Consider the following 16,287-nt stretch of genomic DNA (forward strand, 5'->3'; position numbering starts at 1 on the left):
TCTCATTTCAATCTGATAAGATTCTGGCAAACTAGCGCAATAACAAAATCAAGAAACATCTGATGTTAGGGAACCTTCATGTCTCAATCTTCTAAAAAGCTAAGTTTGACAGCCAGAATCTTTATCGGCATGGGTGCCGGAATCATTACCGGCGCATTACTTCAGCTTCTGTTCGATGATAGCGGAGATTTACGCTTTTCGATATTCGGCTTCGAGTTTTCCACGTATACCTTTTTAGTAGATGGTATATTCTCAACTGTCGGCGCCATCTTCATCGCCAGCTTGAAAATGTTAGTGGTACCACTAGTGTTTATCTCGCTTGTATGCGGTACATGCAGTTTAACCGACCCCAGTAAACTGGGTCGATTAGGCCTCAAATCCGTATCGTTATATATACTCACAACCGCCATCGCAATTACACTGGCTATCGGTCTGGGATTAGTGGTAAGTCCGGGTAGCGGCGTGTCAATGCCCACCGATGCAACCTATGTCGCCAAAGAAGCACCGACTTTCAGTCAGGTGATTATCAACATGTTCCCCACCAACCCGATTAAGTCGATGGCGGAAGGCAACATGCTACAAATTATTATCTTTGCCGTGCTGTTCGGCGTTGCAATGGCAATGACTGGCGATGCTGGTAAGCGTTTGGGCGCAGTATTTGAAGATTTGAATACAATCATCATGCGCTTGGTGACGATTATTATGAATCTTGCACCGTACGGTGTGTTTGTATTGATGGCGAAACTGTTTAGCACCATTGGTGCTGAAATGTTAGGAAGTTTAGCGAAATATTTCTTCCTGGTGATTGTCGTGCTTATTTTGCATGGCATTGTAACCTACTCCGTCATGCTGAAACTCGCGACCGGTCTCAACCCTGTTATCATGCTCAAGAAAATGCGTGATGCTGCCTTATTTGCCTTTACCACATCAAGCAGCAGTGCCACCTTGCCAGTGACCATGGAAACCGCACGCAACAAACTGGGTGTGGGTAAATCGGTTTCATCTTTCACCCTGCCGCTGGGGTCAACCATTAACATGGATGGCACCGCCATTATGCAAGGTGTGGCAACCGTGTTTATCGCGCAAGTTTACGGTGTCGATTTAACCCTTGGCGATTACATCATGGTTGTGTTTACCGCCACGTTAGCCTCGGTGGGTACCGCAGGTGTGCCTGGTGTTGGCCTTATTATGCTGGCAATGGTACTCCAACAAGTTAACCTGCCAGTTGAGGGAATCGCACTTATCATTGGTGTCGACCGCTTACTCGATATGACCCGCACAGCGGTTAATATCACCGGCGATTGCATGGTGTCTTGTGTGGTAGCAAAAAGTGAAGGCGAGCTTGATGAAGCCGTGTTCAACGACCCAGATGCCGGTACAAAAGAAGAAAACATCGACTTCGAGCACTTTGATAAAAACAGCTAATTAGATGATTCAAAAAGAAAAGGGGTGCATTTTACCAATGCGCCCCTTTTTTTTATTCAATTCGAACTGTTAGCGGTTCAGTGCCTGGGCAGGATCAACATTCACAGCCCGTCTTGCCGGATACCAGGTTGCCAGCAAGCAAAGTGTAAATGCCACTACGACCGTAAGAATGACATCAGTCCATTGCAGTTCCGAAGGCAAAAAGTCAATAAAATAGATATCGCCGGAAAGCAGTGTAATGCCCGTCCACGACTCGATAGTTGCGACAATGGCTGACAGATTCGGAGCAATCACCACCGCCGCTACCGTACCGCACACAATGCCAATGACACCGTTAATCATGCCTTGCATCATAAAGGTACGGCGAATCAGGCTGTCAGGCGCTCCCATGGTACGAAGAATAGCAATTGCCCCCTGCTTTTCGCGCACCGACATAACCAGTGTGGAAACAATATTAAAACAGGCCACCGCAATCACCAGCGTCAGCGCAATCATCACAACAACACGCACCAGTTGAATGTCGTTGTATAAGTGCCCTTGGGTACGCATCCAATACGAAATATACACGGGTTGGTCAAAGTTATACCCAATATCCCGCATCGTTTCATAAGCGCTGTAAGGATCTTTAAGCATGAAACGCAAACCCTGTGCACCGGTGGTGACACCGGATTCCGTCGAGGCTGTGGCCAGGTGCATCATAGCCAGATAATTATCCATTTCACCGCCTACTTTGAGCCTGCCAGCCACAGTGAGGTGCATGAGATGCGGCGCTTTAAACGACAAATCTTCCGTGGCGGTAGGAATGAGTACGCTAATGCGATCTCCCGCTTCGAGTTCAAGCTTGTCCATCAGACCCTGACCAATCAGCACTGAATCTTCGTCTGCCTTGAATTGTTGCCAATCTTCAGCCGAGACCTGATTTAGCCAACGATCGTGACTCGCCCGGCTCATATCAAGTCCGGTGAGTTCTACAGCTCGCAGATTCCCTTTGTGCTGTAACATGCCAGTAATTCGGGTGTAGGGCTCAATGCTTTCGACTCTGTCATCTTGTTCCAACAACGCGATTTCGCTTTTCCAATCGCGGATCCCTTCACTGTTTACTGAATAAAGTTCGCCGTGAGGAATGACGGCTAAAATCCGGTTTAAAAGCTCACGTTCAAAGCCGTTCATGATTGATAGCAGCACAATGAGTACAAAACAACCGAGACCAATCCCCAGTGTTGAAGAGAATGAAATAAACGAGATATAGCCGTTTGTCTGTTTAGCCCGGCGAAAACGAGAGGCTAATTGCCACGCAAGACTCAAGCGCTAGCCTCCCCATGAAGCACGCCATCTTTGATGCGTAGAATACGGTCCATTCGCGCAGCTAGAGCGTTATCGTGTGTTACTACCACAAAGCTGGTACCTAAACTTTCACTGAGTGATGTGAGTAGCTGATAGATCTGCTCACCGGTTTTATTGTCGAGATTGCCAGTTGGCTCATCGGCCAGCACCAAAGCAGGACGGTTCACCAAGGCGCGCGCAATGGCTACACGCTGACGTTCACCACCAGACAGCGCAGAAGGTTTGTGCTGCATGCGATGAGACAGTGCTACTTTTTCAAGTATTTCCTCGGCTTGCTTCGTTGCGTTAGCCGGACTTTCGCCACCTATCAACAGTGGCATAGCCGTGTTTTCCAGTGCGGTGAATTCAGGTAACAAGTGATGAAACTGATAGATAAACCCGATTTTCTGGTTTCTCAGCGCAGCAAGTTGCGCCGATTTCATCGAAGTAATCGATTTTCCTTCAAACCACACTTCACCTTCCGTTGGCTTGTCTAAACCACCCAGTATGTGGAGTAATGTGCTTTTACCGGAGCCCGAACTGCCAAGAATAGCAACATGTTCAGATGGTTTTACAGATAAGGATACGTTTGACAGTACAGGCGTGTCAGTCTGTCCGTCGTGATAGATTTTTGTGATCCCGCGACAGGCGAGTAATGCTTCCATTTATTTAGCGCTTCTAATTTCGTTTCTGACAGTGCAGATACTATCGCGCCTGTGATGAATGGCAAACAAAGAAGCGTTTAAATTGCAGAACAGTAGGGAGAAAACCGCTCAGCGCGGCCGTTTTCTTCAAATTTGATTTACTGTTTTAATCCGATAACCATGTACTGACCTTTCACATAGAGTTTAACCACCACGGGTTCCCCACTGTAGTTCCGCCAATACCAACCATGACTCCCCGCAAAAGGCACAGTAAAGCTTCCTTTCATTTCGGTGGAAGTGGATATCGCGTAACTCTCAAAATATCCCGTGGTGTCGCCCTCTGGCTCGCCGTGTAAGTCGAAATACAATGGTGTCCCATCAGTTATCCATTCGTAAGTCATTTTCGCGTACTGTGGCATCGAAAATTTATACTCCACGCCCTTTCCTGCCGGAACGGTAACATTAATTACCTCAAAGGTATCGCTGACTGCTATCTCATCTTCACTTTGCAAAGGCCGAGATATTTCGTCATTTCCCGCTAATACAGTAAGCCCAAGTGCTTTACCTATGCCAGAAGGGTCAATGTTGTACTCAGCAGGAAGAATAACGGTCATTAGAGTTATCGCAGCGAGGAGCAATGCGGTTGATGATGCTTTAATCAATGTTTTTGAACTAACGGTATGTTCCATGATGCTCTCTGTACGTTAACTGAGGAAATAGCCGGTAAGCTGGTAACCCATAAGCATAAGCCCGGCACTCATTAGCAGTGTATTGGTGGTAGTTGCAAAACGTTGAAAAGACGGCAACTTACGCCAGGCAGTGATCAAAATCAAAATTACAGCCAACGCGCTGAATTGCCCTACTTCCACACCGAGGTTAAAAGCAACGAGGTTCGCAAACAGGCCATTATCAGACAGTTCGAATTCTTGCAGTTTAGTTGCCAGTCCGAAACCATGACATAAACCAAAGATAAAAACCGCCACGCGGGCGTCGGGTTGCCAATTAAAACAACGTTTAAAGCCACCCAAATTATCAAAACCTTTGTAAACAACAGATAAACCGATGATGGCATCGATGAGGTACGCATTAACCTGAATGTGCATCAGCACACCGAGTAACAAGGTGGTGCTGTGGCCGATGGTGAATAAGGTAACAAAAAGCAGGATTTCTTTACTGCGATATAAAAAGAATATGACGCCGAGTAAGAATAGCAGGTGATCGTAACCGGTCACCATGTGTTTTGCGCCGATATAAAGGAACGGGATAAATTGAATGCCTTCATTCTGCTGAAGGAAAGCGCGAGTGTTGTTATCAACACCGTGAGCAAGAACGTCTGTACACCACAATGTGGCTGCTATGCTAATGAAAAGAATGCAGCATCTTAAAAATGCAGCTGGCACTTGCCCGCTCCTTAATGACTTATATTTTGATATGAGCAACGGAGTTTTACAAATTATCAAAAAGATAGCGAGATAAATTGGTGAATAGACTCAATAACGAAGACGTATTTTAGAAGGAAAATATGATTACTAACGAGGTTGGAAATAAAAGATAAAGCGAGAAGGGAAATGGCGGAGCGGACGGGACTCGAACCCGCGACCCCCGGCGTGACAGGCCGGTATTCTAACCAACTGAACTACCGCTCCAACGGCATTTTTGTTCTGAACTCTCGAATGGCGGAGCGGACGGGACTCGAACCCGCGACCCCCGGCGTGACAGGCCGGTATTCTAACCAACTGAACTACCGCTCCACACAAGAGAAGGCGCGAAACTAAATGGCGGAGCGGACGGGACTCGAACCCGCGACCCCCGGCGTGACAGGCCGGTATTCTAACCAACTGAACTACCGCTCCGAAGAACCATATTAGTTTTGCTATTGAAAGTGGCGGAGCGGACGGGACTCGAACCCGCGACCCCCGGCGTGACAGGCCGGTATTCTAACCAACTGAACTACCGCTCCACTTTTTTCAATTTTTTCAGCAGCTTGCAGAATCTTTATTCAAGTCTCTGCCCTGACTGCGGCGCAGATAATACGTATTCCCTATGGTCGAGTCAACGGTTTTTTTCGATAAAGTAGGTCAATTCGTTCCGTTTGACTGAATAATCGCCACAATGCTGCAATATAAATCAAATAGACTACCAGAGCAGCATTTTCACTGAGAAACAGATGTATAAGCTTTACTTTTAATGCGCCTCGAACAGTACCGATTTAGTCGCTACTGGCGTCGGGTTCTTTCTTTTTCTTGAACTTAGCCAGTAAACCCGCCAGAAATCCCGGTTTCTTTTCAACGGGTTCTGCAGTCGCCGAAGTTTGGTCGTCTTTAATGGCCAACTTCTTCGCCGCGCGTTTTCGTCGCCAGATGATAATAATCACCACAATCGCGCCAATTAAAATGATACCGCCGTTGACTGCGCCGATGAGCAAATAAAGTGTCGCATCATCCATCCCCTGCTCTTCAGGTGGTGTTACTGGCATTTCGGGCGCGTTCATTTTATCCATCAGCTGCGCTTCGAGATCGACAGGCGCATCGCTGCCGTCGCCTTCCTCGGCACTGTCTGGTGCTTCTCCACGAAAAGTATACTCAGGCACATCAAGGATCACGTCTCTGCCATCTACCGTAGTGGCATAGGCAGTAATTTTCACCCTGAACAAGCCCTCACCGTAGGCTAATATGCGATGTAGCCTGGGTTCTGGGGATGGCTCGGTAATTGAGAAATTCTGCACGTCTCCATTAGGGAACCGTACCTTACCGTCTATTAATAACGACTCTATATCGATTTGGTCTCTTACCACATCTATATAAAGATCGTGATAACCCTGTTGGCCATCGTTCAGCACTTCACGCATGGTAACCGGGTTTTTATGTAACATAATGACCGGGTCAACTTGCTCCCGGGAAAACATCGGTGTGCTTACGGTGAATACTGGGCGCCATTCGCCGGCAGGGATTGCCAGATTAAACTGACCGGTAAAAACGCCGTCCTCCGGCGCCTCGTCCATTCCACGACCGTTGTCTTCGAAACGAGCAATTTGTTCGACGTTAGCGCCGAAATTATCGTAATTAGGGTTATTCGTACTGCGCAACTCAATGGACACATCCACTACATCACGGAACTGCGAATAATCGATGGGTTTGCCACCATTGGTAAGATAAGCCGTTTGCTTAAGCACTTCTCCAGAGAATATGACCGCAGGCAACGGGTCGGCATGCAATTCTATTTCTGAAATCACCATCACGCGGCTTTCAGGCATTACCTGCCCCACCGCTTGCCATGGGCCGGGTACAGGGTTTTTAATCTTTATCATGTCGAAGGTGTCATCATCGAACCATTCGACGTTATTCTTTTCAGCCTGACTGCTAAAAATTTTCGACCCATCAGGCCGCACGAGCACGACAGGAGCTGAGCCAAACTCACGGAAAAATATCAGCGTGACTTCATCCACTTCGTGGTCAATGCGAAAACGATTTTGAAGCAGAATGATGGAATTTTGGTAGTCGTCGCCCAGTGAGGTAAGCACACTGGTATCGACGGGTTCAGCCGCAGGCTGAGACTGCTGTGCCGCAGATAAAGGAATATAACAGGCTATCGCGGCAACGATAGCCAGGGAAATTGAAGTAATTAATTTTCGGAAGCTGGTCGCCACAAACACTTTCCACCGCTTTTTTGCACGATATCCAGACGTGCCTCATGTTGTTCTAATTCATCGGCGGAGGCACTGATAACCTTTAATTTATTTCCGTTACGCTGCACTCTGCGAATGGCGCCGTCGTCACCACTGCCACTGTTTTGTCCCGCCAGATTCAATTTTGTCTGGCCGCCGGTCATTAACAGATAAACGTCAGCCAGGATCTCCGCATCGAGTAATGCGCCGTGAAGTTCACGGTGACTGTTATCTATGCCATAACGACGACACAATGCATCGAGGTTGTTCTTCTGGCCAGGATGCATTTTTCTGGCAAGCAATAACGAATCAAGAACAGTACATATTTCTGCCGTTTTCACCGAACGCGTTGCCGGGTTCATGGCAAATTCATGATCCATAAAGCCCACGTCGAAAGCCGCGTTGTGAATGACAAGCTGGCCGCCTCGGATAAAGTCGATGAAATCCTGTGCCACATCGGCAAATAAAGGCTTATCGGCGAGGAATTCATTGGTAATACCGTGAACTTCAATTGCTTCCTGCTCTACAATGCGCTGCGGATTAATATAAACATGGAAATGATTACCGGTGAGCTTACGGTTAATCACCTCGACACAGCCTATTTCGATGATACGGTGCCCTTCTTTCGGCTCGATACCTGTGGTTTCCGTATCCAGAACAATCTGACGCATGTTTACAACACCTTGTTTTATTGCACAATAAAGAATGGTTGAAGGGATTTTCAGTTTTCGCTGGTAGAGCCCTTGTCACTTCATTAGTATACCAAGCCAATCGCAGAGAAACACAATCTGAAGTAAAAAAGGCCTCACTATGGCAAAGAAAAAAATCGCTATCTTCACCGATGGTTCTTGTCTCGGGAATCCCGGCCCCGGCGGATACGGCGCATTGCTGATTTATGGTAAGCACGAAAAGGAACTCAGTGAAGGGTTTAACATGACTACCAACAACCGTATGGAGTTGATGGCCCCATCGGTCGCCTTAGAATGTTTGACGGAACCCTGTCAGGTAGACATCACCACCGACAGCCAGTATGTGAAAAACGGCATTAACCAGTGGATAAAAAACTGGCGCAAGAACGGCTGGCGCACCGCAGACAAAAAGCCAGTAAAGAACGCCGACCTTTGGAAGCGTCTCGACGAAGCAGTGAAGAAGCACGATATCGACTGGCACTGGGTAAAAGGCCATTCTGGCCACCCGGAAAATGAACGGGTTGATGATTTGGCCCGTGCCGCGGCGGAATCCCCTACGCGGGATGATGACGGTTTTAGCGGATAAGGCCTTTGCGCTGGTGGCGAAGTATGCCAGCAGCGTTGAATCCCAGATTTGCAGAAGCCAGTTTCGACAAACAAAACACGGCAATAGTCGGAAAAGAAAAAGCGCAAACACTGTTAAACAAAATGAACCTCAGTGCCATAACCGTGCATGAAGGTCGCGACTATATCAATGCGCAAAATCAAACTTCACCCTCACCAGCAGCCATGGCTATTGTGAAAGAAGTGATGCGAGATGACCCCTTACCGCTGGCAATAACGATTGGTGGACCGCTCACAAACCTAGCAGAAGCACTAAAACTTAAACCGGAAATCGCAAATAAAATGGAAGTGGTGTGGATTGGCGGTGGCGACTTCCCATCAGGCGGTTGGGAATATAATTTTTCAACCGACATAAACGCCGCCAAGTACGTATTTGAGCAATCACAAATACCGGTTACCCAGATCCCTGTTTCTGCATATCGACAAATGCAGTACTCAGTGGCTGAAATGAGAGTCGATTTTCGCCCTTTGTCCGATACCACCCGCTGGCTGTATTCGTTGTATACCGAATTACCTGACTTTGTGGAAATGGGCGGCTCTCTGACCATGGTCGATCATCCCCTGGTACTACTGACAGCCTTGTCTACGGAAAGTAGCTATTCTGAGAATGTTAACGCAAGCGCTATCCTGCCCGATTCGGCGTACGGGGAGATTCTGCACGACAGATCCATCAAAGTTTACACCCGTTTAGACGCACGCCTGACCTTCGCAGATTTTCTCAATGTTGAAGCTTAATCGATAAACATCAATCGATATTTGCGTTACTCTTCTACCATAGAGCATTGAAGAGACTAAGAATGACTGACGAAATTAAATTTGAAGACACCGTGGTTGGAGAAGGTAAAGAAGCGAAAAAAGGCGCACTAATCACCGCTCATTATCGCGGACTGCTGGAAGATGGCACAGAATTCGATTCATCCTACGCAAAAGGCCGCCCATTTCAGACCGTATTATCAAAAAACAAAGTCATTCAGGGCTGGTTTCAAGGAATTCAAGGTATGCGCGAAGGTGGCACACGAAAGCTGTGGGTACCGGCCTCACTGGGTTACGGAGAACGAGAAATTGGCAAGATCCCGCCAAACAGTAAGCTCTATTTTGAAATTGAACTGATTGAAGCTTTGAATCGGGATGACTAAAAACACCGAAAACGTGGCAATATCATTCGGGTAGATATAAATGGGATCGTGATGATCCCATTTTTATTTGTATCGCGTGTCAAAATAACCCGAATTTGCTTCTACCAATCAAGCGTAAATTTAGCTTAATTGGCACTTTTAATTTCACCAATTGCATTCTTTGACCAGCTGGCTTACAAGGTCGTCGGCCGGAAGCGCTCTTTTCAACGGCGCGCCCTGACCAGACCAATAAGCCGCAAAATCAAAATTACCTTGCTTTGATGCCGCACGGTGTAATTTTTTAGCGGCATCATAGGCCACTGGATACGATGCAGGTAAAACGGTTTTATCACTGTCTCCATGGCAAATCAGGCGATTGACGATACCTCGCGCGGGGCGGCCTGAAATAGCGCTGGTTAGCTTTGTTTTCAGTGATCTTTCGCTGGTTAACGCTGCTCTATAATCATTGGAGGCTGCAGATTCAGGGCAAACAATAAAAGCCGTTCCCAGTTGAGCCGCTTCAGCGCCTAAATGCATTGCTGCTTTTATTCCCGTGCCATCAACAATGCCCCCCGCAGCGATGATTGGCAAACTGCCTTGCGCTACGAGTTTTCTTGTCAACACCGAGGTCGTTAGCTTTTCATCTGTTGTATTGGGCTCAAAAATACCCCGGTGACCGCCCGCCTCAATCCCTTGGGCCACAATGGCATTGATTCCGCTGTCTTCAACTAAGCGCGCTTCATCCGGGTTGGTTGCCGTGGCGATGGTGTAAATTCCACGTTTTTTCAATGCATGAATCTTTTCATCTGATGGCAAACCAAAATGAAAGCTGACGACAGCAGGTTTTGTTTCCACCAACATCTCAAACACATCGTCTGAAGAAATGAAAGACGTATAAATTTCATTGAGCGTTTCAGGCACCATTTCATCCAGCTCTGCAAACAACGGCGAAAGGTGAGCAAGCCAAGCGCGCTCTACCTGGTCATTACGAGAGACAGGTTCATGACAGAACACATTGACATTGAAGGGCTTGTTGGTAAGTAAACGCGTGTCTTCGATGAGTTTTTTTGCGCTTTTTACATCGCTAGCACCTATTCCTAATGAACCAAGACCACCGGCATTTGAAACTGCAGCAGCCAACGCTGGCGTTGACACACCAGCCATAGGAGCCTGAATAATAGGATAATGAATGCCTACATCGGAGCAAAACCTGTTCTGCTTATACATACACTTCCCGTTTATTTCTCATTGCGTGTGTTATTTTCATCTCTTGATATAACACTCCAGAGAAAGCGAATTAATTCGCTTTCTCTGTGCCTTTCAATTTGTTTTCTAAGCGCGCTACATTCTCAACAAAATAATCGTAGTAAGGAATATCTTCTGTAGCGACAGCCAACGCTTTTTTCGCATACGTCAGCGCTTCCCTGAGTTTGTTTTGCCCTTCATAGCCATACGCAACACCGGCAATTGCATCAGGGTTTTCAAGATGATGGGACATATTATGCTTATACAGCATCATGGCTAAATGGGGCTTTTTCTGCCAGTCAAAGTAGTAACCCAATTCGCGAACCACATTTTCTGGTGGCGTTGGGTCTATACCCCATTGTTCACCTAACCGCCGATAGTAATTATCGATAACTTGCATATTTGCAGTCACTTTCTCCCGGGGAAATGTTTTACTCAGGAAAAATGACTGATAAGCGTTAAAAATGCCAGCCGCCGATGTGAGCCCGTGAGATACACCAGGATGTTCGTTTAGGACTAAACTTAGATGGGGGTTTTCATGATTTGAAAACGCCGTTAACAGCGCGTCGTAATACGGTCGCATTGGAAGCCCTTCATTCCCCATATTCATATAAACATAGGCTGATTCAGAAGGTTTAGTAGACAGCCACTTTTTGGTTCGTTCCACCATCGCCCCCGCATTCCACCAAACCGCAGGACTATAAGCGATATGCGCATTGAAAAGGCCCGGGCGCTGCTGCATGGCATACAAACTAAACACGCCAGCAGCTGATGCCCCGGCGATAATTCGGGTTGAATGTGTGCGATACCGTTTTTCCACATCGGGGATCAGTTCCTGCTCGATGAACGCAAGAAACTTTTTAGCCCCGCCGCCAATACCAACTGGGCCATTTCTGTCCTGATTAACTGTAGGATACATGTCGTGGAGTCTGTCGGTATTTTCAATCGCAACGATGATAACGTCGGGAGCGGCGTCAGCTTTTTGTAATCTGCCTAAGACCTCTTTCATCAGAGGAATATTCTCAGCGCCGTCAAGCCGGTAAATTACGGGATAATTTTGCGATGTGGAGAAATAATCCTCTGGCAGTAAAACCTGATATTGCCGCCGTTCGTCCAATACCTCTGAATCTATGTTCACCACTTCGTAATCATTTGCCAGACTTTGAAACGAAGACGCAAGCAATGCCGCAGTAAACAACCATTTGAAATACTTCATACTTACCCTTGTAATTTTTCTTCTACCTTAACAGCTTATCAGTGCATGTTGTGGGTTACAATTTGGTTTATTTTTCATATTCTTAAATAATTGTGCTATGAGTGAAAATAGGCTAAGCCTCTAACACATATTAAATCCCCCGATGCTCTTACCGGGATTCATGGGCTTAATCGCTTCACCCGAATTTCATCGACATCAACCGTACTTCTAACCGGAGTTAGGGGCCAATTGACTCCAATCATTTCGTACATACAATGTAAATATGATTTATCAACAATGAAATCACGAAAAAACCCTTATACTTCAAAGTTAAAGAAGCCTGTGACCATGCGGCTAAGTGAAGACGTTATTGATTATTTTAAAAAAATGTCTGAAGAGAATGGTGTCCCTTATCAAAGTTTGATCAACTTATATCTACGCGATTGTGTAACTCAACATCGTAAAATCGACATCTCCTGGCATGCTGAGGCATAACATGCATTAAGAATCCTGCGACATTGCAGACACATCAATCGTGAGCAGGGACACAACAAAGTGCCCTTGCATGCTATGTCGCCACTACAATTACTGAGCCTGCACCGGCAAATACACCCTACTTTGCGCCTCTTCCAAAGGCACATCCGGGTAAAAGCGCAGTCGCTCTATGAATGGTGGGAATTGTTCGAAGTCCCAGTCATAACCCCCTTCGCCAATAACCTGTTCAATACGTCGCTGTAACTTGCCGTCGCTGCCAGTTTCTGTCCAGCTTAAACAATGCAAAGCGGGAATGTGGGCTTCAGAAACGCCCTGCTTATTTGGCGCTATGCCTTTGTTATGCTCTGCCGCAATACCGAAGGTAAAGGCCTCAGGTTCGCTATTATCAGGTTTAGAATAAAAGATGTTAAACGTCCGGCTTTCAGAAGGCGGCGAGCCATTCAACTTTCGCCATTGAATAAAGGCACCAACGGAAGCCATCAGCATTTGTGGTGACCCCATATGAAGAAGCTGTGCCAGCTTTACACCTTCAAACTGAACTAAAGCCGGTGCAGACGTATCCGTAGCGGTATTGTCTGGAGTCTCACTGTCCAGCACCCTTACCGCATTGGCGAGCTGCGTTATGCGCTCAAGGTCCGGAGAATGCCGGAATTCGCTGGGTGTCACGCCTGTCTGACGTTTGAAAGCCCTGCTGAAGCTCTCGCTGTTTTCATAGCCTGCCTCAAACCCAATATCAGTGACAGACATAGAATGGCGATAAGCGAGTTGCCAGGCGGCGCGATGTGTCCGAACCCTTCGCATGAGCGTTTGCAGGCTAATCCCGAAGGTTGTAGAAAACTGGCGGTGAAAATGATGCCGGGACAAACCAGCCACCGCCGCCAGTTCGTCCAAATTAGGCGTTATACCACTATTAGATTCCAGCCAGGCTATGACTTTTTCAAAAACGATTCTTGTATCAGCGCGCATTCTGTCTCATCAAGTCACGGGGTAAAAATGTTGCTGTAGTTTACCTGCTTCCCATCTGCTGCGCCTGACCGTTTTTGCTGCTAGAGGAGATTCACCACAACATACCTGTTAGATGAATCTCGCATTCATTACCACTCAACAATGATTTTGCCGCGACTATCGTTGGCTTCAAGGCGGGCATGGGCAGTGGCGACCTCTTCATCCGGCAATACTGTATCGACATTTACTTTGAGCGTACCGTCGTCAAAACCCGGTAAGCCGTGTTCGCAGAAATCACGAATTAAATCAGCTTTGTAACTATCACTGCGGTTTCTGAGTGTTGACCCCTGAATGCGGGCGCGTTTGCCCAACATCAATGCCATATCCAACTTGTCAGCAAAGCGTCCTGCCAACATGGCCAGGTAAACAATGTGTCCATCTTGCGCGAGTACTTTTAAATTACGGTTCAGGTAATCCCCTGCCACAAAGTCGAGCACAAAGTTTACGCCTTCGGGCCAGGTGTCTTTCAAGACGGCTGCAAAATCCTGTTCTTTGTAATTAATGGTAAGGTTAGCGCCCATGTCACGGCACTGTGCCAGTTTATCTTCAGAAGACGCGGTGGTCGCTGTGGCAATGCCCTTCAGTTTGCAAAGCTGCAGTGCAGCCAGGCCAACACCGCTGGCACCGGCATGAATAAGGGCTTTATCCTGAGGTTGCAGGTTACCAATGGTGAATAATGCTTGCCAGGCGGTAAGAAACACCTCCGTGAGCCCTGCGGCGTGTGTCAACGACATACTCTCTGGCACCGGCATAAGATGACGGGCATCTACTGCCACATATTCAGCGTAGCCGCCGCCCGCGACCAAACCGCATACCTTATCGCCCACTTTCCAGTGAGTGACATCATCGGCAACGTCGGTCACTTCCCCGGACACTTCGAGCCCGAGAATGTCGCTTTCACCTGGTGGTGGCGGGTATTTTCCCTGGCGTTGCAAGGTGTCAGCACGGTTAACCCCAAACGCGTGCACTTTAACGAGTACCTGGCCACTGGCAACAACAGGGGTGTTTGTTTCACTGATCTGCAAAGATTCAGGCCCCGCGCCCTTTTCGAAATCGATATATCGCATCGCTGTACTCCCTGGTTTGACGATCTGAATTCAAAGATACCTATGGTCGTCACAAATATTCGGTTCAAAAGTCGCGCCGGATAATGAGAAAAGCTATACTGCGCGCCACTTTCATCTAAGGGTTATCATAACAATGTCTGCCACCGTCGTCTTACAACCTCAACGTGATAAATCACTGCGCCGTCGTCATCCCTGGGTTTTTGCCAGCGCCGTCGCCACGGTAAACGGACGTTGCCGCAGCGGAGACACCGTTGATGTGGTAAGTGCAGAAGGTGACTGGCTGGGCCGTGGCGCTTGGTCACCGGAATCACAATTACGTGTACGCATGTGGACATTCAACAAAGATGAACCCGTAGACAACGGTTTTTTTGTTCGCCGTCTTACCACAGCCCTCACCCTCCGTGAGAATCTGGTGATCAGCAAAAACACCAACAGTTATCGCCTTATCGCTTCAGAATCTGACGGATTGCCTGGCGTGACTATAGACGTGTACAACACGGTGATTGTGGTGCAACTGTTAAGTGCCGGTGCTGATAAGCAACGAGACAAGATTGTGTGGGCTTTGAAAAAAGTGCTGCCGGGGAAAGACATTTTTGAACGCAGCGACGTGGATGTGCGTGCAAAAGAAGGGTTGGAACCCCTGGTGCAGACGCTTCATGGCGACCCGGAACCGGTGGTCACTATTCTCGAGAATGGTATTCAGATCCAGGTAGACATTCGCAACGGCCATAAAACCGGTTTTTACCTCGATCAGCGTGATGCCCGTGCCGCTGCCGGCCGCTACGCCAAAGATAAAGAGGTACTGAACTGTTTCAGTTATACCGGTACATTCTCGTGTTATGCGCTACAAGGCGGCGCGAAACATGTCACTAATGTGGATGTGTCTGATCCGGCACTCGCTCTTGCAGCCAAACACCTTGAAATCAACGACCTCGACCGTGCGCGTTGCGACATGGTGAACGGTGATGTGTTTCAGGTTTTGCGCAAGTATCACGAAGAGCAGCGCCAGTTTGATATGGTGATCCTCGACCCACCCAAATTTGTCGACAGCAAAGCGTCGCTGGGCCGTGCATCACGTGGCTACAAAGACATTAACATGTACGGAATGCACGCGGTGAAATCAGGCGGTTTGTTGCTAACATTCAGTTGTTCGGGCCTGATGCCAGCCGATTTATTTCAAAAGATTGTGGCCGATGCCGCGCTGGATGCCGGCAAGACAATTAAGATAGTTGAACGCCTGACGCAGGCAAAAGACCACCCGGTGATAGGAACGTATCCGGAAGGCTACTACCTGAAAGGGTTGGTATGCGAAGTAACTGATCTGTGATCAGTTACTTCATTTCTGAGATTTCCACACCGATAATACAGCTTTCTTCGGTTTCCGGAACACAGCGAACCACGGTTGCCAGTGCGGATAACGATGGAATTTGCGAGCTGTTAGAGTCTATAGATACGTTTACCTGTGTACCCACTTCAATAGACGGCTCTTCTACTTCCAAAGACATTCCAGTCGCGCTGATGTCTTTACATACAGCTTGGTGAGTCCGGCTCGATTCTTCATCGTTAATCTGAACCTGACAGGGTGAATTCACCATCATTCTGAAAAAATTTCTTTTATCGTCGTATCCCAACACGTTTACTTCTCCCAACCTCAGTTACAACTTAATAAAGTACCCATCTCTTATAGGACGGGACCCTGCTTATGTCAACTTAGTTTACCCGCTAATAGCGCAAAGTTTGATATGCGAAAGAATATGATGGTATATCCCTCACCCCTTTAAATTAAAGGTGCGATA

General features: G+C 47.5%; 17 protein-coding genes and 4 tRNA genes. 6 read left to right on the top strand and 15 right to left on the bottom strand.

The genetic code is table 11. The features are described from left to right. Nucleotides 1-78: 78 nt before the first annotated feature. Nucleotides 79-1,425 carry a dicarboxylate/amino acid:cation symporter gene (locus BFC18_RS00550; protein WP_070123247.1) on the top strand — a complete coding sequence of 449 codons (1,347 nt, stop codon included), beginning with the start codon at nucleotides 79-81 and terminating at the stop codon, nucleotides 1,423-1,425. A 69-nt stretch (nucleotides 1,426-1,494) separates the two neighbouring features. Here BFC18_RS00550 and lolE read toward each other — a convergent pair whose 3' ends face one another. The 10 genes from lolE to dnaQ all read right to left on the bottom strand — a co-directional run bounded on the left by lolE (nucleotide 1,495) and on the right by dnaQ (nucleotide 7,727). After that, nucleotides 1,495-2,730, bottom strand: coding sequence for a lipoprotein-releasing ABC transporter permease subunit LolE (lolE, locus tag BFC18_RS00555; protein ID WP_070123248.1), 1,236 nt, complete (start codon nucleotides 2,728-2,730; stop codon nucleotides 1,495-1,497). Then, nucleotides 2,727-3,413, bottom strand: a complete 687-nt coding sequence (gene lolD, locus BFC18_RS00560; protein WP_070123249.1) for a lipoprotein-releasing ABC transporter ATP-binding protein LolD — start codon at nucleotides 3,411-3,413, stop codon at nucleotides 2,727-2,729. The genes lolE and lolD overlap by 4 nt, the downstream gene beginning before the upstream one ends. A 137-nt stretch (nucleotides 3,414-3,550) precedes the next feature. Further along, nucleotides 3,551-4,081 carry a hypothetical protein gene (locus tag BFC18_RS00565; RefSeq protein WP_070123250.1) on the bottom strand — a complete coding sequence of 177 codons (531 nt, stop codon included), beginning with the start codon at nucleotides 4,079-4,081 and terminating at the stop codon, nucleotides 3,551-3,553. Nucleotides 4,082-4,096: 15 nt separating this feature from the next. Beyond that, nucleotides 4,097-4,765: a HupE/UreJ family protein gene (locus BFC18_RS00570; protein WP_070123319.1), complete on the bottom strand. Its 669-nt coding sequence runs from the start codon at nucleotides 4,763-4,765 to the stop codon at nucleotides 4,097-4,099. Between the two features lie 196 nt (nucleotides 4,766-4,961). Further along, nucleotides 4,962-5,038, bottom strand: a tRNA-Asp gene (locus BFC18_RS00575). 28 nt (nucleotides 5,039-5,066) lie between these two features. Then, a tRNA-Asp gene (locus BFC18_RS00580) sits at nucleotides 5,067-5,143 on the bottom strand. Nucleotides 5,144-5,168: 25 nt separating this feature from the next. After that, a tRNA-Asp gene (locus BFC18_RS00585) sits at nucleotides 5,169-5,245 on the bottom strand. Nucleotides 5,246-5,275: 30 nt separating this feature from the next. After that, nucleotides 5,276-5,352: transfer RNA gene (locus BFC18_RS00590), tRNA-Asp, on the bottom strand. 249 nt (nucleotides 5,353-5,601) lie between these two features. Further along, nucleotides 5,602-7,038 (bottom strand): TIGR03503 family protein, encoded by a 1,437-nt coding sequence (locus BFC18_RS00595; RefSeq protein WP_083272841.1) that lies wholly within the window; start codon nucleotides 7,036-7,038, stop codon nucleotides 5,602-5,604. After that, entirely contained in the window at nucleotides 7,014-7,727 is a 714-nt protein-coding gene (gene dnaQ / locus BFC18_RS00600; RefSeq protein ID WP_070123252.1) for a DNA polymerase III subunit epsilon, read from the bottom strand. Before dnaQ ends, BFC18_RS00595 begins: the two co-directional genes overlap by 25 nt. A 139-nt stretch (nucleotides 7,728-7,866) precedes the next feature. On the opposite strand from dnaQ, the gene rnhA reads away from it, so the two are divergent. From rnhA to BFC18_RS00615, 3 genes are all read left to right on the top strand, one after another. Further along, nucleotides 7,867-8,331, top strand: coding sequence for a ribonuclease HI (gene rnhA / locus BFC18_RS00605; RefSeq protein ID WP_070123253.1), 465 nt, complete (start codon nucleotides 7,867-7,869; stop codon nucleotides 8,329-8,331). A gap of 23 nt (nucleotides 8,332-8,354) precedes the next feature. Beyond that, the gene (locus tag BFC18_RS00610) at nucleotides 8,355-9,104 is read left to right on the top strand and encodes a nucleoside hydrolase (protein WP_070123254.1); all 750 of its coding nucleotides are present in this window, start codon (nucleotides 8,355-8,357) and stop codon (nucleotides 9,102-9,104) included. A gap of 62 nt (nucleotides 9,105-9,166) precedes the next feature. Next, the gene (locus BFC18_RS00615) at nucleotides 9,167-9,505 is read left to right on the top strand and encodes an FKBP-type peptidyl-prolyl cis-trans isomerase (protein ID WP_070123255.1); all 339 of its coding nucleotides are present in this window, start codon (nucleotides 9,167-9,169) and stop codon (nucleotides 9,503-9,505) included. 144 nt (nucleotides 9,506-9,649) lie between these two features. On the opposite strand, the gene BFC18_RS00620 is transcribed toward BFC18_RS00615, so the two are convergent. Together BFC18_RS00620 and BFC18_RS00625 are read right to left on the bottom strand one after the other, a co-directional pair. Next, entirely contained in the window at nucleotides 9,650-10,711 is a 1,062-nt protein-coding gene (locus tag BFC18_RS00620) for an NAD(P)H-dependent flavin oxidoreductase (protein ID WP_070123256.1), read from the bottom strand. A gap of 70 nt (nucleotides 10,712-10,781) precedes the next feature. Continuing rightward, complete coding sequence (locus BFC18_RS00625) at nucleotides 10,782-11,945, bottom strand: alpha/beta hydrolase (protein WP_070123257.1); 1,164 nt, start codon at nucleotides 11,943-11,945, stop codon at nucleotides 10,782-10,784. Between the two features lie 228 nt (nucleotides 11,946-12,173). On the opposite strand from BFC18_RS00625, the gene BFC18_RS22090 reads away from it, so the two are divergent. Continuing rightward, entirely contained in the window at nucleotides 12,174-12,419 is a 246-nt protein-coding gene (locus tag BFC18_RS22090; protein WP_425388340.1) for a BrnA antitoxin family protein, read from the top strand. 90 nt (nucleotides 12,420-12,509) lie between these two features. Here BFC18_RS22090 and BFC18_RS00630 read toward each other — a convergent pair whose 3' ends face one another. Both BFC18_RS00630 and BFC18_RS00635 read right to left on the bottom strand, forming a co-directional pair. After that, complete coding sequence (locus BFC18_RS00630; protein ID WP_070123258.1) at nucleotides 12,510-13,385, bottom strand: AraC family transcriptional regulator; 876 nt, start codon at nucleotides 13,383-13,385, stop codon at nucleotides 12,510-12,512. A gap of 128 nt (nucleotides 13,386-13,513) precedes the next feature. Then, nucleotides 13,514-14,491, bottom strand: a complete 978-nt coding sequence (locus BFC18_RS00635) for an NAD(P)H-quinone oxidoreductase (protein ID WP_070123259.1) — start codon at nucleotides 14,489-14,491, stop codon at nucleotides 13,514-13,516. 133 nt (nucleotides 14,492-14,624) lie between these two features. Here BFC18_RS00635 and BFC18_RS00640 point away from each other — a divergent pair, with 133 nt between their 5' ends. Further along, nucleotides 14,625-15,818 (top strand): class I SAM-dependent rRNA methyltransferase, encoded by a 1,194-nt coding sequence (locus tag BFC18_RS00640; protein WP_070123260.1) that lies wholly within the window; start codon nucleotides 14,625-14,627, stop codon nucleotides 15,816-15,818. Between the two features lie 4 nt (nucleotides 15,819-15,822). Here the strand turns inward: BFC18_RS00640 and BFC18_RS00645 are convergent, their stop codons facing one another. Next, on the bottom strand, nucleotides 15,823-16,125 hold the full coding sequence (locus BFC18_RS00645) for a PilZ domain-containing protein (protein ID WP_070123261.1): 303 nt from the start codon (nucleotides 16,123-16,125) through the stop codon (nucleotides 15,823-15,825). Nucleotides 16,126-16,287: the final 162 nt, after the last annotated feature.

The sequence above is a fragment of the Alteromonas confluentis genome (genome assembly GCF_001757105.1).
GTDB classification, from domain to species: Bacteria; Pseudomonadota; Gammaproteobacteria; order Enterobacterales; family Alteromonadaceae; genus Alteromonas; species Alteromonas confluentis.

Coding starts and splice junctions, on each gene's coding strand:
- BFC18_RS00550 (WP_070123247.1), top strand. CDS start 79: ATGTCTCAATCTTCTAAAAAGCTAAGTTTGACAGCCAGAATCTTTATC.
- BFC18_RS00635 (WP_070123259.1), bottom strand. CDS start 14,491: ATGCGATATATCGATTTCGAAAAGGGCGCGGGGCCTGAATCTTTGCAG.
- BFC18_RS00630 (WP_070123258.1), bottom strand. CDS start 13,385: ATGCGCGCTGATACAAGAATCGTTTTTGAAAAAGTCATAGCCTGGCTG.
- rnhA (WP_070123253.1), top strand. CDS start 7,867: ATGGCAAAGAAAAAAATCGCTATCTTCACCGATGGTTCTTGTCTCGGG.
- BFC18_RS00615 (WP_070123255.1), top strand. CDS start 9,167: ATGACTGACGAAATTAAATTTGAAGACACCGTGGTTGGAGAAGGTAAA.
- BFC18_RS00620 (WP_070123256.1), bottom strand. CDS start 10,711: ATGTATAAGCAGAACAGGTTTTGCTCCGATGTAGGCATTCATTATCCT.
- lolD (WP_070123249.1), bottom strand. CDS start 3,413: ATGGAAGCATTACTCGCCTGTCGCGGGATCACAAAAATCTATCACGAC.
- dnaQ (WP_070123252.1), bottom strand. CDS start 7,727: ATGCGTCAGATTGTTCTGGATACGGAAACCACAGGTATCGAGCCGAAA.
- BFC18_RS00625 (WP_070123257.1), bottom strand. CDS start 11,945: ATGAAGTATTTCAAATGGTTGTTTACTGCGGCATTGCTTGCGTCTTCG.
- BFC18_RS00640 (WP_070123260.1), top strand. CDS start 14,625: ATGTCTGCCACCGTCGTCTTACAACCTCAACGTGATAAATCACTGCGC.
- BFC18_RS00610 (WP_070123254.1), top strand. CDS start 8,355: ATGCCAGCAGCGTTGAATCCCAGATTTGCAGAAGCCAGTTTCGACAAA.
- BFC18_RS00565 (WP_070123250.1), bottom strand. CDS start 4,081: ATGGAACATACCGTTAGTTCAAAAACATTGATTAAAGCATCATCAACC.